The following is a 23,211-nucleotide window of genomic DNA, read 5'->3' as shown; positions in this document are numbered from 1 at the left end:
AATAAGTTAAAAAATTATTTTTTAGATTGCTCCCATTTCTTGAAAAGAACCGGAATTTCCTGATTCATGAATTCCATGAAATGAATAAATTCTTCTAATTTAAGATTAAAGTCATTGGTAGAATGTGGGCGTTGCGATAGCACTTCGCGCATGGTTTTATTTACTTTTTCAAATTCCATAAATTTGTCTTTCATGGTCTCTTTCCAGTCAGAAAGATTACTCTTAAAATAACGCTTCCTGTCGCCAGGTTTAGTAATATATTCTATTCTGTTAAGTGTTAGTAGCATATTTAAAGCATTGCTTGTGGCACTTTTACTGAGGTTTAGTACTTCGCGTATTTCATCAAAAGTTAATTCAAGTTTATCAGAAACAAGTAATAAAGCTGCAATTCTTGCCGCTGCTGGCTGTAAGCCTTGCTCAAAAATGAGCCCAAGTTTCTCGATGAGGTCTAATTGTTTGGCGTTTAATTTTATAGTTTCCATTGAGTATTGCTAAATAACGTTGCAAAGGTATATGGTTTTTTTGGTTCTGCAAATAGAGAACCAAAAACTTTTAAAAAAAGTTTGAGATTGTTTAAAATATCCAATAAAAATGCAATTCAGTACAATTGGAATGAAATACCCAGATAAATAAGCGGAATTGTATTAAATCAAGAAGTTACTCAGAGGCTCTTTTTACGGAACTCTTCAGGGGTGATGCCCACATACTTTTTGAAGAATTTTGTGAAATAAGAGTTGTCGTTGAAGTTAAGGTCGTAGGAAATTTCTGAGATACTCAAATTCTGATTAACCAGCATTCTTTTAGCTTCCAGCAAAACCCGATTACGGATTACTTCTCCGGCCGTAATACCCAGATGCTCTTTGCAAAGAGCATTAAGGTGGTTAGGAGTAATATAAAGCAATTCTGCGTAATCCATTGGGCGTTTTAAAGAAATATAGTGTTTATCGACCAGCTTCTGGAAGTTTTTAAGTAAGGTATAATTAAATGAAGGAACGGCCGAATGCTTATGGGCGTATGTATGTTTGTCTATTTCCAGAAAAACCTGCAAAAGTAATACTCTTATGAGGTCGTATCGGAAAGCGTTGTTTTGTGCCGAGTGGCCGACTATCTCTTCAAAAAGCCGGATTATTGGCTGTTGGAGTTCTGTGGGTAGGTCAATAACGCTATCTTCGGCCTGACCATTAAAAAACGAGAAAGTTTCCAGATAATCGGGCCTCAGCAGAAAAGACTGGAAAAAGGAAGTGGAGAAATTAACCACATAGCCATCAACATCGCCTTCAAAATTCCAGCTATGGACCTGTCCGGGAATCATGAAATAAATTTGGTTTGGCTTTACCGGAAAAGTACTGAAATCAATGGTATGGGTGCCACTTCCTTTTGTAAATAATAATAAATGATAAAAAGAATGCCTATGGGCTAAATGTAACTTATGGTGTACCTGCAAATAGGAAGCAAACCTACTCACAAGGATGTTTTCATCTCTGACTTCTGAAAGATTACATATATCAACTGTCGGAATATGACCTGCGTTACCCATGGCTTTCTGAACTTGATATTTCTTTGCTTAAAGGTTTATAATCATTAAAAAACTGTAACCAAAGCGAACGAGACAAACGATAAAAAACCGGAAACAGAATGAACGTAATCAAGAGGTATGTCCAGATATAGATTCGCCAGTCGACGCGTGTTTCAAAATATACATAATAAGCTACGGTGGTTATCACAAAAAAAGCAATGTTAAAGGCATAGCTAACATACATGGCTCCATAGAAAAAACCAACTTCTTTTTCATATTTTAGATTACACTCAGGGCAGTTTTTGTGCATGGCAGTCATTTTGCCAAGAACAAACGGATTTTTAGTTTCGAATATATCTCCCTCGTGGCAGCGAGGGCATTTCATTTTTAAGGCAGCTTCAACTTTGTTCATGGTCGTAAAATTTTAATTAATACGCTGTTTTGTTGATACAAAGTTAGTCTAACGCTAACAGAACTACTGGTAGCAAACAGAGAATCTATGGTACTAATTACTGATTTGGATATTTCTTAGAAATAACCTGCTTTATATAGCTATTAATTGAAAAATAGTAATATGTTATTTTAGTAAAAAGCCCCTGACTCTGTTAAATAGAGTAGGGGCCTTATAAAAATACAGCTAATTGCCTATATATTTCCTTTTTTGAACTCTTTTACAGCGTAATCGGCAGCACGTGCAGTAATAGCCATAAAAGTAAGCGATGGGTTTTGTGTTGAATTCGAGGTCATGCAAGCACCATCAGTTACAAAAACATTCTGGCAGTGGTGGAGCTGATTCCACTTGTTAAGGAGTGAAGTTTTAGGGTCTTTACCCATTCTTACGCCACCCATTTCGTGAATATCAAGGCCCGGCGCTTTTTTAGGGTTGTCGTGCGTTTGAATATTCTTGAAACCTGCCAATGTTAGCATTTCAGTCATTTGTTCGTGAAAATCCTTAATCATTTTCTCGTCGTTGTCATCATAAGCAACCGATGTTCTGATTAACGGAATCCCCCAAGCATCTTTCAGGTCTTTATCCAGCGTAACAAAATTACTTTCTTTTGGTATGGTTTCGCCCATCATGTGTGAGCCTACACGCCAGTTACCGTATTTTCTGTTAAACAAGCTGGTTTTCAGGTCTTCACCTATATTACTGTTATCGGTATATTCCATGCGACTACCACTGAATCCGGCTGCATATCCACGTAAAAAGTCTGTTTCTTGTTTGAATACATTACGGAAACGTGGAATATAGCTACCATTCGGGCGGATACCTTCTGTTTTAGTGTCCAGAAATCCTTCATATTCAGCCGAAATGGTTGTACGGAAATTATGGAAGGCAATGTATTTACCTAAAAGGCCGTTATCGTTACCCAAACCATTCGGAAAGCGATTTGAAGTCGAATTCAACAAAATCAGGTTTGTATTAATGGTTGCGGCATTTACAAAAATAACTCTTGCATAGTACTCGGTCATTTGCTTGGTGTGTGCATCAATTACTCTCACACCAGAGGCTTTATTTTTCTTTTCATCGAAAATAATAGAATGTACTACTGAGTCTGGTTTTAAGGTCATTTTACCAGTTTTGGCAGCCCACGGCAGGGTAGAAGAGTTACTGCTGAAATAGCCACCATAAGGGCAACCTCTCTGGCAAAGCGAACGGTTCTGGCACTGGCCTCTGCCTTGTTGCAGGTGTATAGGCTGAGGCTTGGTAAGATGCGCACAACGGCCAATAATAATCGGACGCGCCCCTTTATAATGTTTGGCCATTTCGTTGGTAAAGTGTTTTTCAACACACGATTGCTCATGCGGTGGCAAAAACTCGCCGTCAGGCAACTGAGCAAGGCCATCTTTATTTCCTGAGATTCCAGCAAATTTTTCTACATAGCTATACCACGGAGCAATATCAGCGTATCTGATAGGCCAGTCAACGGCAAAACCATCGCGTGCGGGGCCATCAAAATCATACTCAGACCAACGCTGTGTACCTCTGGCCCACATGAGCGATTTTCCGCCAACTTGGTATCCGCGAATCCAGTCGAATGGTTTATCCTGTATATAAGGGTGTTCGTTATCTTTTACAAAAAAGTGTGCCGCATCTTCGTTGAAGGCATAGCAACGGCTAGCAATTGGGTTAGCATCTTTAATGGCCTTTGGTAGCTGGCCTAAATGCTCAAACTCCCATGGTTGCATCATGGTTGTTGGGTAGTCTGTTACGTGGCGAACATCCCGGCCTCGTTCTAAAACAAGTGTTCGGAGTCCCTTACCTGTTAATTCTTTGGCTGCCCAGCCACCGCTGATACCTGAGCCAATAACGATTGCGTCAAATGTGCGTTCTTTGACTGAATCAATATTTAAAAATGACATAATAGCTTTAAAAGAATAGAGTCTTGAATAGATTGTAATGATATTGGTGCCGATTTACGACTTCACTGGTACGCAGCCATGGTAAAAACCCGGAGCCATATTGAATTTTACAACATTTACCATGTAATATTCAGAATTGGTGTATCCCTGAATGGTCAGGCGTTTAACCATGTTTGCAAACTGCTTGCTGGTGTTGTCTGACGACTCAAGCATTTTGTTGAAAAGGCTTTTTCTTTGAGTAGCATCACAAGCTGTGAAAGACTTCTGATAAGTTTGTCCGGCTAAATCTTCAAGGTTTTTCAATCCATCTTTCAGGGTTTTCTGAGCGGCTTCGCCATAGCAATCGTTAATCATGCGCATGGCAAACTGATGTACCTTTAATGATTTTGCCCCAGGAGTAGAGGTTTCAGGAATAATGGTTTCAACTATTTCGGCCAATAGTGTTTCATCATTATACGATAAATTTGAGCTTTTTCCGATAGATTCGGGTGTCCAGCCTGATGCCCACGATGGCAATGCGACTAATCCTCCGAAAGCCAGCGATAAGTTTTTAATTGCGTTTCGCCTTTGCATAATTATTTTAATATTTAATTGTCGTAAAACCATACAAACATAAATATTAAAATCCAGAATGCCGCCCGTCTGTTCCGATAAAATTCTGATTAGTTAAAAATACCTATTTTCTGACACTCTTTTTGTATGATTTCCCATACTTCTTTTTCTTTTCGGCTTCGTAATCTCTTCTGACGTTTATCTTTTTGTTTTTCTCAATTTTCTCATGAAATGCCGTACCTCTTTCTTCTTTTTTGGGAGCTTTCACCGCTAATTCTTTCATGTGAATTTTGGGCATTTCGTCGTCGGTCAGTTTGTCTGAAATCTCAAGTGTTTCAGGCAATGGAAGCACTGGTATCTGATAGTTCATCAGGGTTTCAATGGTTGCTTTGGCTTCAATGTCATTGTCAGTAAAAAAGCTGATAGCAATACCCTTTTTATCTTGTCGGCCGGTTCGGCCAATTCTATGAATATAACTTTCAGGAATTTCAGGTACATCAAAATTTATAACGTGCGACACCTCCGAAATATCTAAACCTCTGGCTACGAGGTCGGTCGCAATTAGCACCCGATAACTACCATCCTGAAATTTCTGAATGGTATCGAAACGATTATTCTGAGACTTGTTAGAGTGAATAACACCTAATTGTGGCGAAAATTCAAAATCTAGTTCTTCAAATAATTGGTCGGCTAATTGCTTAGTTGCTACAAAAATTAAAACCTTACTTGTTTCTTCGGGCTTGGCTAGCAGTAACTCCAGTAAATTAATTTTTGTATAGAAATTTGGTAGATGATAAGCCACCTGCGAAATGTTTTCGAGGGGTGTTCCGGCTGGAGCCGCCTCAATTCTGACTGGCTGATTAAAATGGCTACTGATTATTTCTTCAACTTCATCGGTTAAGGTAGCAGAAAACAATAGGTTTTGTCTTTTAGGAGGTAATAAATCAAGAATATTTACCAATTGCGGCCTAAAACCCAGATTCAGCATTTCGTCAACTTCATCTATAACCAACTTTTTTATTGACTTGGTTTTAATTACATTCATGGCCAGCAAGTCAATCAAGCGGCCGGGTGTAGCTACAAGCACATCGGCTCCGTTGGCTAGCTCGCTTATATTTTGCTTAATGTTTACGCCCCCGTATACACCTATTGTTTGTAGGCTCATGTAGGCAGTTAATTGCTGAATTGCTTCAACAACTTGGGTGACAAGCTCACGGGTAGGTACAACAATTAATAATTGTGGATTTTTTTCTTTCGAAAACTGATATTGTCTTAAACATGGAAGCAAATAAGCAAATGTTTTTCCTGTGCCTGTCTGAGCAATACCGCATACATCCTGCCCCGACATAATTACTGAAAAGGCTTTTTTCTGGATGCTTGTTGGAGTGGTATAGCCTAAATCACTTAGGGCATTTAGTAGAGGTCTATTCAGGTTTAATTCTTCGAAAGTCATTTGTAAAAAGATTTGTTCGGGCAATTGAGCCTATAACTGCATAAAATTCTTAACGCTTCTAAGTAATAAGAAGTTTCAAAAAACAAAATATAAGCTGCATTAAGGCTTCATGGGCTAATAATTGCCCATTCATAGACGAGATTTCCTGATCGGTCGACTGTTGTTTGCCTGATTAATGTTGGATATTAATTTTAGGCTTTAAATTGATTATAAAACTATATGAAACAAAACGCTAACCGTCAACCTTTATTTTTATTAGCCCTACTTAGCTTACTGGTATTTTCAGCTAGAGCGCAGGAGACAAAAAAACGACCACCCATTATTGATGTGCACGTGCATGCCATGAAAGTGAATCCGGCTTTTGCTTCTGATTTATGCCCATGGTTCTTGAAAAACATGCCCGGCGGAGACCCAAAACAACCCGCACCATCATTCTTGAGTAATAGTTGTGCCGACCCTCTGAAAGCGGCGAAATCGGACAAGGAAATGCAGGACGCTCTTTTAGCAACTGCCGAACGCCTGAATGTAATTATGGTAGCTAGTGGCGATGCCGATATTTTGCACCGTTGGCACAAAGCTGCCCCTGACCGTATTATTCCGTCGTTAGGTATCAGTAATGCAAAAGAGATGACCGTAAAAGCCTTTGAAGATTCGTTATCGAAAGGTTTTTATAAAGTCATGGGCGAAGTAGCCCCACAGTATCAGGGAATGTCGCCTAGTGATATGAGCCTTGATGAATATTTTGGTGTAGCCGAAAAACTAGGTGTACCCGTAGGAATTCACATGGGGACAGGCGGAAACGGAATGGCCAATATAACTTCTCCAAAATATCGTGCATCGTTGGGTCGTCCTTTTCTGTTGGAAGATATGTTAGCCCGACATCCGAAATTAAAAATATGGGTAATGCACGCTGGTTACCCAATGATTGATGAAATGATTGCGCTGATGGGGGCAAATGCCTACGTGTATGTTGATTTGGCCGGTTTTATCTGGAGTTACCCGCTAGAAGAAATCCATGCCTATTTACAACGTTTAATACAGGCTGGTTTTGGTAAACGTATTATGTACGGAACTGACCTGATGGTATGGCCAAAACTGCTTGAAACCTCAATAAATGTTATTGAAAGTGCAAATTATCTTTCAGAAGAGCAAAAAAGAGATATCTTCTTTAATAACGCCGTTAGATTCTTTAATCTTGATGAAAAAAAGTTCAAGTAAGAAAAAATATTTGACCGAAAGCCTGCCAATTGGTGGGCTTTTGTCTTTAAAATAACGTTATTTAACTGTGTAGTTGGCATTTTATTAGTTTTTCTTCATTTTTTATAAACTTTCGCTCCAAGTTTCTAGCCCTATTTTTCCTCAATCCATAGCGTCAATCATAGTAGAAGGTGTTTTTCTAACATCTTTTTGCAAATTAGGCTTTCAATGAATGTTATTCAATTTTTTCCTTGTATCATGAAAGTTTTTGATAATTGAATATTAAAACTTAGATTAAAATTATTTATTTTTGAATAATATTAATTTTCTTCAAGCCTTTGACTATGAAAAGATTCCTCTGTTTCTATTTAATGTTTGCTCTGTTGACTAAAGTTCAGGCACAAAACGTGACAATAACCCCAAATGGTGTAACACCTTCAGCAGGTGGTTTAACAATACCACGAATAAGTTATACAGCTATTTTAGACCTTCCTTCTCCACAAAGTGGTGATATGGCTTATGACACTACTTTTGAATGTTTAAGAATATATTCACGTGGTAAATGGTTATGTAGTTATGAGGTTCCCGGTGCTCCTACTTCACCTGAAAATTATCATCCAAATATGTCAGCTATTGCAACTGCCGGAGGGACAGAAGCTGATTTTCCAGCTAATATGGCAATTGATAATGCAGGGAATATATATGTAATAGGTTCTTACAAAGGGACTTCGACTTTTGGAGCAAATACAATTTCATCAAATGGAGATTATGATATTTTTGTGGCAAAATATGATAAAAATGGCATTTTGAAATGGGTAAAGTCAGGAGGTGGCACCGGAGAGGATTTTGGATACGGCATTTGTGTAGATGGTAGTGGTAATGTGTATATAACTGGAAAATATAAACTCACCGCTACATTTGGTGCACTTACGACTACTACAGCCGCTGCAAGCAGTATGTTTATAGTAAAGTATGATAATAATGGAAATGAACAGTGGGTAAAATCGACTACACCGGGTGGAACGATAACTTTATCTCAGATTTTCCCTCAAGATATAGCAATTGATTCTAATGGGGATCTTTATATTACCGGTGGTTTTTATGGAACTGTTAATTTTGGCTCATTTACCCGGAGTACTGCTCCAGGATCCTCAAACGCATTTATAACGAAATGCGATAGTAGCGGGGAGTTTCAGTGGGTGCAAACTTTGGTTTCATTATTTCAGCAAACAGGTTATAATATTGCGGTCGATAGTAATAATAATGTATATGTTACAGGCACTTTTGCAGATAATATAGTATTTGGCTCAATCAGCAAAAGGTCTTATCAAAGCACTAATGACATTTTTTTAGCTAAATATAACAGTAATGGTGTTGCACAGTGGGTTCAATCAGCGGGTGGATCAGGATATGATACTGGTACTGCAGTCTATGTTGACGATGATAACCAAGTATATGTAGCAGGTCATTATGAAGGCACTGCAACTTTTGGCACTAGTTCAAAAACTGCTGTAGATGGTAGTGATATTTTTTTAGCAAAATATGATGTTGATGGAAGCTTACTATGGGTTCAGTCGGCAGGCGGTTCGAGCCATGATAGAGCCTTGGGAATTGCAGTTGATGGAAATAAAAATGTATATCTTACTGGTTATTTTAGTGGCTCATCGGTTGCATTTGGTTCAATAACAAAAGCTTCTTATGGGCCAATTGATGGTTTTGTAGCTAAATATAATAGTTCAGGTACTATTAATTGGGTAGAGATATTTGGAGGAACAGGCCATGATATGTTTTCTGGCGGTATAGGTTGCTATGGTAATGGTATTATATTTTTGACAGGGTCTTACAGTGGTACTGCCAATTTTGGCACGAATACTTTAACTTCTCAGGGGGTAACTGATATTTTTATAGCAATAATTCAAAATTAAGTTTTATTAAACCTATAAACCTTGCTTTTAATCTGGCACACTTGAAATAAGATTGGATATAAATGAAACAGATAGGTTTCAGGAATTATAATTGAGTGAAGAGCAAGGCAAAAGGAAATGAATAAAAAAAGCGTAACGTCCTGATTATGGGTTGTTACGCTTTGTGGAGACGCAGAGAGTCGAACTCTGGTCCGAACATGGCACTTGTCGAGCCTTCTACATGCTTATTCGGTCTTAATTTTCGAGAAAAGCTAGGTGTCCGACATACCGAAACTTTTCCTTAGAAACCTAAATACTAATTAAGTGCAAGTCTCCCGAACTTAATCGCCTCTGCTGGTCGACACTCCGAACTCCCCGCGGCAGAGGTTGGCCAGGGCGGAATGTGGCTAAAAGGTTAATTCACTCCGGAATTAAGCAGCCATGGCATACGAAGTATTGCCAGTTATTTTTTGGAAGAATTTTTAACAGGAGATTCTACCAACTCCTGACATGCTTTTACTCGCAACCACTCACGCCGTCAAAACCGGTCGTCCCCAGTGTTTTTTTAAGACAAAAAAACAAATTCAAAAGTTCAGTTCTATAAAAAAATATTTCATAGAACTGAACCAAAAAAACGTTATAACTTCATACTCAGTGCAATACGTTTTCTTGGAATATCTACTTCTGCCACTTTAACTTGTACTTTCTGGTGCACTTTTACTACTTCATTTGGGTCTTTAATAAATCTGTTTGCCATTTGTGAAACATGCACAAGACCATCCTGATGAACCCCAATGTCAACAAAACAGCCAAAAGCCGTTATATTAGTTACTATCCCGGGCAGAATCATACCTTCTTTCAAATCTTCCATTGTATGTACATCGGCCGCAAATTCAAATTCCTCTAATGCTTCGCGTGGGTCTCTTCCGGGCTTTTGTAACTCTGAAAGAATATCATTCAAGGTTGGTAGACCAACAGTTGAAGTAACATAATTGTTAAGGTTGATTTTTGATTTAATCTGGGCGTTATTAATTAAATCAGCAACTTTTAGCCCTATGTCTTTTGCCATTTTTTCCACAATTCCGTACGTTTCAGGGTGTACGGCAGAGTTATCTAACGGATTTTTCGCGCCATTTATACGTAAGAAGCCTGCACTTTGTTCAAATGCTTTGGCTCCTAAACGTGGAACTTTCTTTAGTTCATCTCTTGAACTGAATGCCCCATTTTTGGCACGGTAATCAACAATATTCTGCGCCAGCGAAGGCCCAAGCCCCGAAACATAGCTTAATAAATGTTTACTGGCAGTATTTAATTCTACACCTACAAGGTTTACACAACTTTCTACAACAGAGTCAAGACTTTCTTTTAGCATTTTTTGCTCTACATCATGCTGATACTGCCCTACACCAATCGACTTTGGGTCTATCTTTACCAGTTCGGCCAGAGGGTCCATCAATCTACGACCGATAGAAATAGCTCCACGAACAGTTACATCCTTTTTCGGGAACTCTTCTCTGGCTATTTCAGATGCAGAATAAATAGATGCACCCTGTTCTGAAACCACGTGTATCTGTATCTTATCCAGCTTTAGTGACTTAACAAAACTTTCGGTTTCGCGGCTAGCTGTGCCATTGCCAATGGCTATGGCCTGAATTTTGTAATCATAAATTAATTTCTTGATAACCCCTTCAGCTTCCATCTTTTTATCAAGCGGATAAATTACTGTATCATACAGCAGGTCACCTTGCTCATTTAAGCATACGGTTTTACAACCAGTTCTGAAACCCGGGTCAATGGCTAGAACCCTTTTTTGCCCCAATGGTGAAGCTAGCAATAACTGGCGCAGATTAGCCGCAAAGATCTTTATTGCTTCACTATCCGCTTTTTGTTTTGATAAATTTGAAAACTCTGTTTCAATACTCGGTTTTAAAAGCCGCCCGTACGAATCCGTAATGGCATCGGCCACTTGTTCTTTAGCCTCTGGTAAGCCGCGAAGATAAATTCTATCCAGCGCATCGGTTCCTCTTTCTGCTTCAATAGATATATCTACCGATAGAATACCTTCTTCTTCTCCACGACGAATAGCCAGTAATCTATGAGAAGGTATTCTTGAAAGTGGTTCCGAAAACTCAAAATAATCCTGATATTTTGCTCCTTCTTCTTTTTTACCTTTTTTTACTTTCGATGTAACAATGGCTTCTCTTTCAAAAATCTTTCTGATTGCATTTCGTGCCTGAATATCTTCATTAATCCATTCAGCCATAATGTCTCTGGCACCTTGCAGCGCATCCTCTACACTTTCTACTTTATCGTTGAGGTATTTTTCCGCAATTGCTTCAATGTTACGGTCTTTCTGTGCAAAAATAATTTTAGCTAATGGCTCCAGACCCTTTTCAATAGCAACAGTAGCACGAGTTTTGCGCTTTTGTTTGTATGGTAGGTATAAATCTTCTAATTCGTTGAGATACAGAGCATTTTGCAACTTGCTTAATAACTCGGGAGTCATTTTGCCTTGCTCTTCAATCGACTTGATAATGGCTTCTCTGCGTTTATCGGCTTCTAAAAATTTATTATATAAATCTTTGACAGACGCAATCTGAACTTCATCCATACTTCCTGTCATTTCTTTCCGGTATCGGGCAATAAATGGTACCGTAGCACCTTCTTGTAGTAAAGTTATGGTATTAGTAATGTTTTTCTCGGCAGCTCCAACAGCCTGCACAATAATTTGTATTTGTTTTGTAGTCATGTTTCCAACCTTTTTAATCTAAAAGGAATCCTAAGAATAAAATTAAAATTCAAACACAAAAATCTATTAATAAAATGAAAATGCAACTTTTTGTAGGTATCATTCTTTCCACATTTTGTCTGTTTAGTTGTGAACAAGAAAACACTCAGGCACTTAAAGCCGCTGATGCTGACTTGAAAGGAACTGTGATAAAATATGGAACTAGCTTCGGAATGTGCCTTGGGCCATGTAAGAAAGAAATGACTTTAATGAACGATGAAGCCGCTTTTACAATCTTTTATAACGAAGGTCGTGGCGTAACAGGCGGTGAACCAAAAACTTATACCGAGAAACTATCGGCCGACTATATTGCTTCTATAACTAAGAATGTAGACTTTGAAACATTCAAAAAACTTGATGAAGTGATTGGTTGCCCTGATTGTGCCGACGGCGGTGCAGAGTGGGTTGAGATAATAAAAAATGATTCAAGACACAAAGTGACTTTTGAGTATGAGCATGATGTAAAAGAAATTGCACCATTACTTAAATTGCTCCGCGAAAAGAAACAATATTTTGAAGAAAAATATGCAAAATAAACGGCTTAATGATGTTGCAAGAAAGTAATAAATGCGAAATAGCAGTAAATTGACTTCTGAATTTTGAAATCTGCTATTGATACGCTTGTTTTGCAAAACTAGTATCACCTTAGGTAATAAATAGATTACCTAAGGTGATTTTTTTATAAATCATTGCAGCAAGTATTTATGTACGACCTTATTATTATTGGCGGTGGCGCAGCAGGTTTTTTTGCAGCTATTAATGTGGCCGAAAGAAACAGAAACCTGAAAATTGCAATTGTAGAAAGAGGAAGAGAGGTTTTACAAAAAGTTAAGGTTTCGGGCGGGGGGCGTTGTAATGTAACACACGCCTGTTTTGAGCCGTCTGCTTTAATAAACTATTATCCACGCGGTAATCAGGAACTCCTCCAGCCTTTTGAGCGATTTAACCCAACGCATACCATTGAATGGTTTGAAAGCCGAGGGGTGAAAATCAAGAAAGAGGCCGATGGGCGAATGTTTCCGGTAAGTAATTCGTCACAAAGTATCATTGATTGTTTTCTGGAGGCTTGCCGGAAAAACTATATTGAAATCCTGACAAATACCCGTGTTGAAAGTATTGAAAATAATGGTGACCACTGGCAACTGAACGCAATTGGTCACCGGCAATATTTTACCAAAAAATTGATGATAGCAACCGGAAGCGATGTGGCTATCTGGAAACTTCTTCAGCATCTGGGTGTTAGTGTGGTAGCTCCGGTTCCATCTTTGTTTACATTTAATATTAAAGATACCCGCATTCAGGATTTAATGGGTATTAGCGTTGACAATGTAATTTGCCAATTAAAAGACCCTAAAAGTAAACAGTTGTCGACCTTCAATTCTAGCGGGCCAATGCTGGTTACACATTGGGGGCTATCAGGGCCAGCTATTTTAAAACTATCGGCTTGGGGGGCAAGGGCTTTAAACGAACTTAATTATGAATTTGAAGTAATTGTAAACTGGTTAGGGAAAACAGACATTGAAAAAATAAGGCAGCATTTGCACCAGCAAATCGCAAATCAGCCTAAAAAAAATGTATTGGCAAATGCCGAGTTTGGGTTATCGGTTCGATTATGGAAAAACCTTTGTATGGCGGCAGAAATAGGCGAGTACCAGAAATGGGCCGAAACCGGAAAAAAACATATAGCCAGACTTATTGAACAGTTAACGGCGTGTCGGTTCAAAGTGAATGGTAAAAGCACTTTTAAAGATGAATTCGTAACAGCGGGTGGAGTTGAATTAACTGAGCTTGATTTTAATAAATTCTGTTTGAAAAAATACCCTAACTTATACATGGCTGGCGAAGTACTTAACATCGATGCCGTAACAGGTGGCTTTAACTTTCAGGCTGCATGGACAGGCGGCTGGATAGCAGCCCAAAGCCTGAGTTTATGATTTTTTTTTGCGCCCTGCCTGCAACATATCTGTAAAAACAGATTTCTCATTTATTTCATCAAGAATCAGAGCTTCCTGTAAAATTTCAAGAAAAGCCTTCTCTTTACTTTGTAAATCGGTAATGCTGGTCAGCGTAATCCCATGCACAAACTTTCTGCCTTTGGCTTCAAGCAAGCCTTGTTCATTCGATAACTGAAACCCTCTTAAAAAACAAATTTCAAGTCCTTTAACGGGATGTATTTTACCCAGATAACAAACATCATTTCTGACAATATACATTGGTATATCAATAAAAAAGCGTTCTCGTATTTTAGGATGTGCGTTCAGAATTAAAATCCTTAGCCTTTCTATTACCTGTTGCAGATGTGCTGGCTGGTGAGCGACATAGTCATCAACCGATATGTAATTTTTCTTTATCATGACGTGTTACGAATGAACCTGTTATCATACCTGAAAAACTTGCGACCAAGCCCCAAAGCATACCCGGGATTTCGGTCGGATAAAATTTTAAAATAAGCCACACACTTGTTCCGGCTATCATTGATATAATTGCTCCTAAACCCGTAGCTCTTTTCCAGTAGAGTCCTGCTACTAAAGGAACAAACAAAGCTACTAAACTTAGCGCTGATGACTCGCCTACAAGTTCATAAATTTCGGCCTTGTAGAGTGACAACCCAACACTAACCAATGTAATGCCAATGACCGACAAACGCATAATATGAAGCAACCTTTTGTCTGATATTTTATGGCCATAAAGGGGTTTTAATAGGTTTTCGCCCACAACAGTAGCAGGAGCAAGTACTGCACCGCTACAAGTACTTAGTATAGCCGACAATAAAGCTCCGAAAAACAGAATCTGCATACCCAGACTTGAATGATTAAGCACCAAGAAAGGAATGGTCATTTGGGTATCGCCTGATTTAATATCAGGATACAACAACGTGCCACAAAGTGCAATTACTAAAGGCATACTGGCAATAGAAAGATACATAAAGGCTGACCAGAAAGCTCCACGGACTGCCACTTTTTCTGATTTTGCCGAAAGTACCCTTTGAAAAACATCCTGTTGCGGTATAGACCCCCAGCCGATGGTAATCCATGCACCAAAATAAGTAACCCAGCTAACAACTGATTGCTCTTTAGGTATAAATCTGAAAAAACCTGAAGGAGTTTTGTTTATCAACTCGCCCCAGCCACCAATTTTGCCCACTAGCTCAAGCATCAGAATAAGCATACCAATAATAATAATGGCTGTCTGGATGGTGTCCGTAATAGCTACCGACCACATACCGCCTACATAGGTATAAAAAACCACCACAGAGGCGCAAATTAATACCCCATAAACGAATGGAAGGCCAGCGATTGATTGTAGCACAATGGCCAGTGCAACTAGTTGTGCGGCAATCCAGCTAAAGTAGGAGGGAATCAGAAAAAGAGCCGAAATCCATTCGACGTTTTTGTTATAACGAATGCGGAAATAATCGCTAAAGGTAAGTATATTCAGCTTGTACAAAGGCCGTGCAAAAAACAAACCTATCAGTAGCAGGCACATAGATGCACCAAAAGGGTCTTCAATTACGCCCAATAAGCCATTTTCAACAAATTCAGACGAAGCACCCATTACTGTCTCAGAACCAAACCATGTAGCAAAAAGCCCCGAAGCTACTACATAAGTAGGCATTTTTCGTCCGGCAATAGCAAAATCACTCGATGTTTTAACAAATTTTGATGCAAACCAACCCACCAGCACAGTCCCGACAAGATACAATGAAATAAAAGTTAAAAGCATAATCTGAATAAGTATGAGGGCAAATAATTTAAGAAGTTTTGAAAATAGTAATTTTTCTTTTTTCAACAGTTGTGAATGCCATTTTTTTATAATAAATATGTTTAAAGCGAAGATTTTAGGGTAAAAAACCATTCAGTAAGTTTTTTCGTTTTTTTATATGAAATGTGTGACTTTATTTTTTAAATTAAGTCCCAAATAGCGAATATTCGTTAGGCCCTATTATAAATTAAAAATTGTGAACCTGTGACCCATCTTATTGAGCGATTTACAGAAATATTGAAAAAAGGAAGGTATAATTCCCAAACAATTGCCGCATACAGGAATGCCATATTTGTTTTTTATAATCACTTTCGTGATTTACCACAAAGTAAAATTACTGACGAATTGGTTTCAAACTATCTGCGTGAATTGAGTGAAAAAAAGGGAGGGTCAACAGATGCCGCCAAGCAAGCCGGAAAAGCCATCAAACTTTTTTACGAAGTAATTTTTAAACGTAAACTAGGAATTAAGGCATCGGGCGAAATGAAAGAAGACACATTGCCTGAGATACTAACAGAGAATGAAGTACAAAGTATTATTAGCGTGCTTGATAACCCCAAACACAAGGCTTTAATGGCTACTATTTATTCTGTTGGGTTAAAACTGAGTGATATTCTGGTAATGAAAGTAGAGGATATAGACCTCGATACCCGAATAATTATGGTTCCACCTTCTAAGACTGAGAAAGGAAGAAAGCTGAAAATCCCTAGAAAACTGATTCCGATTCTGGTAGCCTATTTTGACAAGCATAAGCCACAGGAATTATTGTTTGTCGGAGAAAAAGGTAAGCCTTATAGCCCTAGAAGTGTTCAGTTGGTGTTTCAACAGGCATTAGTAAAGGCTGCCATTAGCAAAAATGCTACTGTACACACTTTGAGACATAGTTATGCAGTGCATTGTCTGGAAAGAGGAATGGATATTCACTTGCTCAAAGAAATTTTAGGTCATAAGTATTTGCAGACAACCTCTATCTACTACCAGTTGGCTCAAATAGACCTCACTAATATTAGAAGTCCGTTTGAAGATTTACAGATTTCATAAAGGCTATGGGGGCTTTGCACCATAGCCTACTTATTTACGTGTTGTAGTTGCCAGAAGCGTTTAATCTTCCATGCTGGCTTCTTTCAGTACAATATTTTTCTTTTTCAATGAATGAAGTTCTAATTCATTGAGTTCGGCACGATTTCTGACCACGTCGATAGCTGTATATATTGCATGAATCATCGAAGATTCATCTGCCTGATTTTTTCCGGCAATATCATAGGCTGTTCCGTGGTCAGGTGAGGTGCGAACTTTCGGCAAAGCCGCTGTAAAGTTAACGCCATTTTCGAAGGCAAGCATCTTGAAAGGCATTAGTCCCTGATCATGATACATGGCAAGCACTGCATCATATTGTTTCCATGCGGCAGTTCCGAAGAAGCCGTCTGCCGGAAAAGGCCCAAAAACCAGCAAGCCTTTTTTCTTTATTTCAACTAAAGCTGGCTGAATAGTGTCTTTTTCTTCATTTCCGAGAAGCCCATTTTCTCCGGCGTGTGGATTCAGCCCTAAAACTGCAATTTTAGGTTTCTGAATACTAAAATCACGTTTCAGAGAAGTATTAATCTGCTCTATTTTCTTTATGATTAGTTCTTTCGTGATTTTACTCTTTACCTGTTCAAGTGGTAAATGACCAGTAACAACGCCTACCTTTAGTTTTTCACTTACCATAAACATCAATACATCTTCAACGTCAAACTCTTTTGCGAGATATTCGGTATGCCCCGGAAAAGTAAATTCTTCGTTTTGAATATTATGTTTGTTGATAGGAGCCGTAACTAATGCATCAATTTTGCCAGCTTTTAAATCCTGAACTGCGCGTTTTAATGCCTCAAAAGCAAGTTTTCCGGCTTCTGGCGTAATTTTTCCGGGTTGCACTTCCAGCGCTTGGTCGTTCATGCAATTGATAACATTTACCTGTTTATGGTTAATTTGCTCAATTTTCTGAATCGTGAAAAACTGCCAGTCTTTTAACTCCAGTTGCTGACGATAGCGGTTAATTATTTTCCCTGAACCATAAATTACCGGAGTACACAGTTTGTTTAATCGGTTACCACCTACGGCTTTAAGAATCACTTCAGGGCCGATGCCGTTAAAGTCACCAATGCTTATGCCTATAACAGGTTTGTGTTGTTCGCTCACTTGTCTATCTGATTATATAGTTTCAATGCTGATATGTTTTGTAGCCACAACACGTTTCAGTTCAATAAGCCGATGTTTATTCTTACTGAATATGTTTTGACTTTCTTACTGCTAAGAGTAATTTTGCTGCAATTTACTGACAAACATACGATAAAAAAAATCCTGTGAATACAATTACCCATACTGAAGAGAGTTCTGTTTTAATAGTCGATGAAATGCACCTGAGTATTCTGGCTATGCTGGAGGCAGTCGGGTTGAAACCCGATTATCAGCCCAAAATCAAGCGGCAGGAAATAATTGATATTATTGCCAATTACGAGGGCCTTATTATCAGAAGTAAAACAAAAGTTGACGAAGAATTGCTTTTGCCGGCTACACGCCTGAAATTTATTGGTCGGGCAGGGGCAGGGCTTGATTTAATCGATGAAACGATAGTAAATAAAAAAAATATCAAAATTTTTGCGGCAAATGAAGGTAACAGAGTTGCCGTAGCCGAACATATCATAGGAATGCTTTTGTGCCTGATGAATAATATTATGATTGCTGATACTCAGGTACGTGCCGGAAAATGGCTCAGAGAAGAAAATCGTGGATACGAGCTTCTGGGCAAAACCGTGGGGCTTATTGGCTATGGAAACAACGGAATGGAAACAGCTAAACGTCTGGCTGCTTTTGGCTGTAAAGTGTTGGCTTATGATAAATATAAAGATAATTTCTCTGATGCGTATGCCCAACAGGCAAGTATGGAGGAAATTTATGCGTATGCCGACATCCTGAGTTTGCATATTCCGTTGACTGACGAAACTTTTCAGTTAGTTAATCAGGAATTTCTGGGCAGGTTTGCTAAAAACATTTATTTTATCAATGCTTCAAGGGGCGAAATAGCCAGCCTAGAGGCAATCTGGCAGGGTTTGCAGTCGGGAAAAATACTTGGAGCCTGTCTGGATGTGTTGGAAAATGAGAAACTGAATCAACTGACTGAATCTCAGAAAAATGTATTTGAGCAATTGATAAAGTCAGAAAAGGTAGTTCTTACCCCACATATTGCCGGCTGGACGCACGAATCTTATGTAAGAATTAATGAGGTATTAGTGGCTAAAATTCAACAGATGTTTTCATAAAAAAAGACGAGCACAAAAATAAACCTGTGCTCGTCTAACTCTATTTACTTCATTGTTACTTTTTCTTTCGTTTTTTTGAAGATTCTTCCTCTTCTTCTTCTTCCTCCTCTTCTTCGTATTCTTCCTCTTCTTCTTCGTACTCTTCCTCTTCTTCTTCGTATTCTTCCTCCTCTTCTTCTTCGTACTCTTCCTCTTCTTCTTCGTACTCTTCCTCCTCTTCTTCGTACTCTTCCTCTTCTTCTTCGTATTCTTCCTCTTCTTCATCACCGCCTTCTTCCTCACCACCATAAGTGAAGCTATAATTTTCTTCTATGGCATTTTTCAGGCATAATTTATCTAACTCCTCAACGAATTCATCAGGATTTTCAGTCAGAATTTCAAAATTGGTAATATAAGTATACTCAATGCCATCATCTTCTTCTTTTGCCTGATAGTCGAAATAAAAGTCTTCTTCGCTGTTTACATATTTCAAACAAAGTTTTTCAAGTTTGGTGGCAAATTTTTCTGTATCTTCCACATGAATCCAGAAATCTGTAACGTATACCATTCCATCAACAGCAAAGTTCGACTCTTCACTTTCATCCCAAACACCTTCGCTGAAATCAAGGTTTTCTACTGATTTAATTATCCAAGAATCGTTTCCATTGTATTCATTGTGGATAATATAATCATACGGAATATAGCAATACCCTTTATCTCCCCAGTCTTTCCCCCACGAATTACGCACGATAAACATACGGTCAGGGTCTGAATAGCCAACGCAAAGCATTGCATGCCAGCCATGAGTAGTACGTACGTTGTCAGATTGGCGCGGCATAGGAACCCTGCCTTTGTTTTTACAAGCATCATCGAACGATTGGAATGTATTTAAACAAAAAGCAATCGGATAACCTTCAGCGAGCGTGTTTTTCCAGAGGGCCAAATCAACTTCAATGTATTCTGCATCAACTATTTTAAAATTCGACCCATGTGTGTATGCCGACTCATCAGGCTCATCTAGAATTTTTTCGTGGTTGTTAGGCCATAAATCTTCGGCACAGGCACCATATTCTTTTAGACCCTCAATGGCATTATACATAATAGAGCCACAATCTTTATCCTGCGAGTCATCAAGCCAACGGGCATTATAATAAATATACAAGCGGCTCACATCGCTTGCCGACCCTAAAGTTCGTTTCGCGAGGTACTCGTACGCTCCTGCAAAGGCATTGGCTACACAACTATTGCCTACTTGCATTTCAACTTCTGTTAGGTGGTCTCTTAAATCTACTTTCGGAGGTAATTTATCAAGGTTACCTGCTTGTTTTTTCTTTACATCAGCAGGAATCTGTCCGGCACGGTAGCCGCCAATTCTGTTTTCCATCTGGTTTGGGAGTGGTTAGATATAAACTAATAATAGGTGTTAAAAATCTCTCAAAAATAATTGTTAGACGCGAATTAAAAAGACTTTCGGCATTAAAAAAATAAAGCCTAGTATTCATGAATTTCAGACCTGAAAATGAATACTAGGCAAGTTAGTTTGAGTTGCAGAAACTAACGATAGAATTATGTAAATAATTGTAAATAGAAGTTCTCTTTTGAGCGCATTAATTGCTCTTCCTGCTCGGTTTTGTCAAGATACCCACACAAATGTAACACACCATGAACCAGTACACGTTTTAGTTCGTAGTCGGTACTTACTTCAAATTGTTTGGCGTTATCTTTTACACGGTCTATACTAATAAAAATATCTCCTTCAATGAGTTTATCTTCCTCCGAGTTATCAAAAGTAATAATATCTGTCAGGTAATCATGGTCAAGATATTCGATATTAACTTGAAGCAGATAATCATCAGAACAAAAAATATAATTGAGTTCAGATAAAACGTAGCCTTCTTGCTCAATAACTTGCTTAAGCCAGTTTTTTATTTTCTGTTTTTGTTGAAGTTTGAAGGCTACATCTTCATTATGAAAATTTATCATGGTCTTTCTTAAATACAATTAACTTTTAACGAGTGGTTTTCTTTTGTCGAGTGTCATTAAAAAAGCCGGAAGCAGCACAAGGTTCGAAACCATGCCCATTAATAGGGTAATAGATACCAGCGTACCTAAAAAAACCGTACCTTTAAAATTTGACGCAACAAAAATTCCGAAGCCAAAAAACAGAATGATGCCTGTGTAGAACATACTGATACCCGTATACATAATGGTTTCAGTAATGGCCTGGGAAACAGTTTTGTTACGGTTCAGAATTTCGTCCTTATATTTGGTTAGAAAATAAATAGTGCCGTCGGAAGAAATACCAAAGGCTATACTGAATACCAACGTAGTAGTAGGTTTAAGCGGAATGCCCAGATACCCCATAAAACCAGCCGTAATAATTAGCGGAATAATACTTGGTAAGGTTGAAATCAGAATCATACGGGCATTAAAAAATTGCGTAGCCATTACAATACAAACCAACACAATGGCAAGGGCTGTACTTTCAACCAGATTTTTTAGCAAGTAATTATTTCCCTGCATCGATACCACACTACCACCCGTAACTTTGGCTTCAATTTGTTGCTCTTTTGGTAACCATTGTTTGTTTTCACGGTCGTAGTTAAAGATAGTATCTATTTTGGGTTGTAGGGCATCAACCAGTTCTTTTATTCTGACAGTGCCGGCGTCAGCACACTGAAAACTTATTCGGGTATATTGCTTGGTACTATCAATAAAAGAGGCAAACAGGTTTTCTTTACCTTTGACACTACCGGCATAATCGGCCAGTTTCTGTAATTCAAGGGCTCCGGGTAATTGATAATATTTTTCATCACCACCTCGGTACCCCTGATAAATAAACTTAATGGCTTCTACCACTGAAATCGGATTCGTAAATTCATCGTACTTTGCAAATTCGCGTTGCATAACTTTTATCTTGTTCAGAATCTGTGGATTTAGCACACCATTTTCTTTTTTGGTGTTAATCATTACCTCAAAAGGCACAACGCCATGAAAATGTTTTTCAATAAATTTCAAATCGGCAAAAATCGGGTCGTTCTGCGGTAAATCATCAACAATAAAACCAATGGCTTTGAGGCGTGCCATGCCAACTACTGAAATAACCAGTAAAAATGCGATAAAGCTATACAAAGCTGTGCGACGTGTATGTACTAGCTTGTTGACATACTGTAAGAATGAACTAATGTATTTGTTTTCAAGATGGCGTACGTTTTTTGCACTTGGTGGAGGCGTGTAACTTATCAGGATTGAAATTAAAATTAGCGATACCGCCCACGTACTCATGATACAGATAGCCGCTACCAGACCAAATTCCAGCAGTAATGGGCTTCCTGTGAAGTAAAAAACAAAAAAACCTATGGAGGTAGTTACATTAGCCAGAAAAGTTGTTTTACCTATTTTTTCAATTGCTACTGATAAGGCTCGCATCTTGTCGTTATGCTTCAGAAACTCCTCTTGATACTTGTTTACCAGAAAAATTGTGTTCGGAATACCAATGACGATAATCAAAGGTGGAATAAGGCCAAGTAAAATGGTAATTTTATAGCCTAGAATAACAATGATACCTACCGACCAGACTACCGAAATAATTACAAGCAAAGCTGTGAATAGTGCTGTACGTACCGAGCGAAAAAACAAGTATAAAATGCCAATAGTTATCAGAAAAGCCAAAAACATAAACTTCTCCATTTCGGCACTTACTTTTGAAATAAAGTTGGTGCGTATAAAGGGCATACCCGAAAAATGCACCTCAATGCCGTTCTTTTTGCCAAACTCACGCGTTTTGGCTTCAATATCTTTCGTTATGGTAATTCTTCCTTTACTGTTTAGTTTAGCTTGGTCAAAAGTAATAGCCATTAAATGGGCATTGCCCTCCGTGCTATACACAAAACCCCTGTAAAAAGGAAGGCGGGCTATGGTATTTCTGATAGTATCAACTTCGGCCTGCGTAGTAGGGCGTTGTGCTACAATCGGGCGGAAATCAAATTTTTTCAGGCTATCGTTTTTAACTATTTCAAAAAGATTAGCATTAGAAACAACATTTTTTATCCCTTCAATGCCTTTTATTTGCTTCGTCAGGTCGTACCATTCATTAAAAACGGGTAGGTTGTAGATATTGTCTGTTTTAATGGCAATTACCATTACATTGCCATCTTCGCCGAAACGTTTTTTGAAATCTTCGTATAATTTGTAGTTTGTGTCAGTTTTAGGCAGAATCTTTACCAACTCATAAGACATCTGTATCTGAGAAGCCATGTAGGCCATCAGGGCAGTCATTAAGGTTAAAACAGCAAGCCAGATTCTTCTATTTTTCAGAATAATTTTAGAAATATTATACCAGAACATATTTGGGGGTTTAGCCAGAAATACTAATTAAACCTCAAAATTAGTTGTTT

The 23,211-nt window shown here is 38.4% G+C and carries 19 protein-coding genes and 1 other RNA gene; 6 read left to right on the top strand and 14 right to left on the bottom strand.

Going from position 1 to position 23,211, the window contains the following annotated elements; all coding sequences use genetic code 11:
- Positions 1–14: 14 nt before the first annotated feature.
- From WAA15_RS03180 to WAA15_RS03155, 6 genes are all read right to left on the bottom strand, one after another.
- Entirely contained in the window at positions 15–482 is a 468-nt protein-coding gene (locus WAA15_RS03180) for a GbsR/MarR family transcriptional regulator (protein WP_337040976.1), read from the bottom strand.
- A 179-nt stretch (positions 483–661) separates the two neighbouring features.
- Positions 662–1,537 (bottom strand): helix-turn-helix transcriptional regulator, encoded by an 876-nt coding sequence (locus tag WAA15_RS03175; protein ID WP_337040975.1) that lies wholly within the window; start codon positions 1,535–1,537, stop codon positions 662–664.
- Positions 1,530–1,928 carry a DUF983 domain-containing protein gene (locus tag WAA15_RS03170; protein ID WP_337040974.1) on the bottom strand — a complete coding sequence of 133 codons (399 nt, stop codon included), beginning with the start codon at positions 1,926–1,928 and terminating at the stop codon, positions 1,530–1,532. Before WAA15_RS03170 ends, WAA15_RS03175 begins: the two co-directional genes overlap by 8 nt.
- Positions 1,929–2,161: 233 nt before the next feature.
- Complete coding sequence (locus WAA15_RS03165; RefSeq protein WP_337040973.1) at positions 2,162–3,880, bottom strand: GMC family oxidoreductase; 1,719 nt, start codon at positions 3,878–3,880, stop codon at positions 2,162–2,164.
- 54 nt (positions 3,881–3,934) lie between these two features.
- The gene (locus WAA15_RS03160) at positions 3,935–4,453 is read right to left on the bottom strand and encodes a gluconate 2-dehydrogenase subunit 3 family protein (RefSeq protein ID WP_337040972.1); all 519 of its coding nucleotides are present in this window, start codon (positions 4,451–4,453) and stop codon (positions 3,935–3,937) included.
- A gap of 103 nt (positions 4,454–4,556) precedes the next feature.
- Positions 4,557–5,885, bottom strand: a complete 1,329-nt coding sequence (locus tag WAA15_RS03155; RefSeq protein ID WP_337040971.1) for a DEAD/DEAH box helicase — start codon at positions 5,883–5,885, stop codon at positions 4,557–4,559.
- Between the two features lie 219 nt (positions 5,886–6,104).
- On the opposite strand from WAA15_RS03155, the gene WAA15_RS03150 reads away from it, so the two are divergent.
- Entirely contained in the window at positions 6,105–7,103 is a 999-nt protein-coding gene (locus tag WAA15_RS03150) for an amidohydrolase family protein (protein ID WP_337040970.1), read from the top strand.
- Positions 7,104–7,426: 323 nt separating this feature from the next.
- Positions 7,427–9,007 carry an SBBP repeat-containing protein gene (locus WAA15_RS03145; protein ID WP_337040969.1) on the top strand — a complete coding sequence of 527 codons (1,581 nt, stop codon included), beginning with the start codon at positions 7,427–7,429 and terminating at the stop codon, positions 9,005–9,007.
- A gap of 161 nt (positions 9,008–9,168) precedes the next feature.
- On the opposite strand, the gene ssrA is transcribed toward WAA15_RS03145, so the two are convergent.
- Positions 9,169–9,542, bottom strand: a transfer-messenger RNA (tmRNA) gene (gene ssrA / locus WAA15_RS03140).
- Positions 9,543–9,623: 81 nt separating this feature from the next.
- Entirely contained in the window at positions 9,624–11,735 is a 2,112-nt protein-coding gene (locus WAA15_RS03135; RefSeq protein WP_337040968.1) for a Tex family protein, read from the bottom strand.
- A gap of 74 nt (positions 11,736–11,809) precedes the next feature.
- Between WAA15_RS03135 and WAA15_RS03130 the strand changes: the two genes are divergently transcribed.
- Positions 11,810–12,310, top strand: a complete 501-nt coding sequence (locus WAA15_RS03130) for a hypothetical protein (protein ID WP_337040967.1) — start codon at positions 11,810–11,812, stop codon at positions 12,308–12,310.
- Positions 12,311–12,478: 168 nt separating this feature from the next.
- A complete protein-coding gene (locus WAA15_RS03125; RefSeq protein ID WP_337040965.1) occupies positions 12,479–13,708 on the top strand; it encodes an NAD(P)/FAD-dependent oxidoreductase in 1,230 nt (409 codons plus the stop codon).
- Here WAA15_RS03125 and WAA15_RS03120 read toward each other — a convergent pair.
- Positions 13,703–14,128: a DUF1801 domain-containing protein gene (locus tag WAA15_RS03120; RefSeq protein ID WP_337040964.1), complete on the bottom strand. Its 426-nt coding sequence runs from the start codon at positions 14,126–14,128 to the stop codon at positions 13,703–13,705. The genes WAA15_RS03125 and WAA15_RS03120 overlap by 6 nt on opposite strands.
- Entirely contained in the window at positions 14,100–15,497 is a 1,398-nt protein-coding gene (locus tag WAA15_RS03115) for a sodium:solute symporter family protein (protein ID WP_337040963.1), read from the bottom strand. Before WAA15_RS03115 ends, WAA15_RS03120 begins: the two co-directional genes overlap by 29 nt.
- Positions 15,498–15,740: 243 nt before the next feature.
- On the opposite strand from WAA15_RS03115, the gene WAA15_RS03110 reads away from it, so the two are divergent.
- Positions 15,741–16,577, top strand: coding sequence for a tyrosine-type recombinase/integrase (locus WAA15_RS03110; protein ID WP_337040961.1), 837 nt, complete (start codon positions 15,741–15,743; stop codon positions 16,575–16,577).
- Between the two features lie 60 nt (positions 16,578–16,637).
- On the opposite strand, the gene pdxA is transcribed toward WAA15_RS03110, so the two are convergent.
- Complete coding sequence (gene pdxA / locus WAA15_RS03105) at positions 16,638–17,714, bottom strand: 4-hydroxythreonine-4-phosphate dehydrogenase PdxA (RefSeq protein ID WP_337040959.1); 1,077 nt, start codon at positions 17,712–17,714, stop codon at positions 16,638–16,640.
- Between the two features lie 164 nt (positions 17,715–17,878).
- Here pdxA and WAA15_RS03100 point away from each other — a divergent pair, with 164 nt between their 5' ends.
- On the top strand, positions 17,879–18,835 hold the full coding sequence (locus WAA15_RS03100) for an NAD(P)-dependent oxidoreductase (protein WP_337040958.1): 957 nt from the start codon (positions 17,879–17,881) through the stop codon (positions 18,833–18,835).
- A gap of 55 nt (positions 18,836–18,890) precedes the next feature.
- Here WAA15_RS03100 and WAA15_RS03095 read toward each other — a convergent pair whose 3' ends face one another.
- The 3 genes from WAA15_RS03095 to WAA15_RS03085 all read right to left on the bottom strand — a co-directional run bounded on the left by WAA15_RS03095 (position 18,891) and on the right by WAA15_RS03085 (position 23,161).
- Positions 18,891–20,198: a C1 family peptidase gene (locus WAA15_RS03095; RefSeq protein WP_337040957.1), complete on the bottom strand. Its 1,308-nt coding sequence runs from the start codon at positions 20,196–20,198 to the stop codon at positions 18,891–18,893.
- 182 nt (positions 20,199–20,380) lie between these two features.
- The gene (ybeY, locus tag WAA15_RS03090) at positions 20,381–20,797 is read right to left on the bottom strand and encodes an rRNA maturation RNase YbeY (RefSeq protein WP_337040956.1); all 417 of its coding nucleotides are present in this window, start codon (positions 20,795–20,797) and stop codon (positions 20,381–20,383) included.
- 18 nt (positions 20,798–20,815) lie between these two features.
- Positions 20,816–23,161, bottom strand: a complete 2,346-nt coding sequence (locus tag WAA15_RS03085) for an efflux RND transporter permease subunit (RefSeq protein ID WP_337040955.1) — start codon at positions 23,159–23,161, stop codon at positions 20,816–20,818.
- Positions 23,162–23,211: the final 50 nt, after the last annotated feature.

This window comes from Emticicia sp. 17c, assembly GCF_037153985.1.
In the GTDB taxonomy this organism is placed as follows: Bacteria; Bacteroidota; Bacteroidia; order Cytophagales; family Spirosomataceae; genus Emticicia.
Note: the sequence above shows the minus strand (reverse complement) of the source record. Positions and strands in the feature narration are given on the sequence as shown.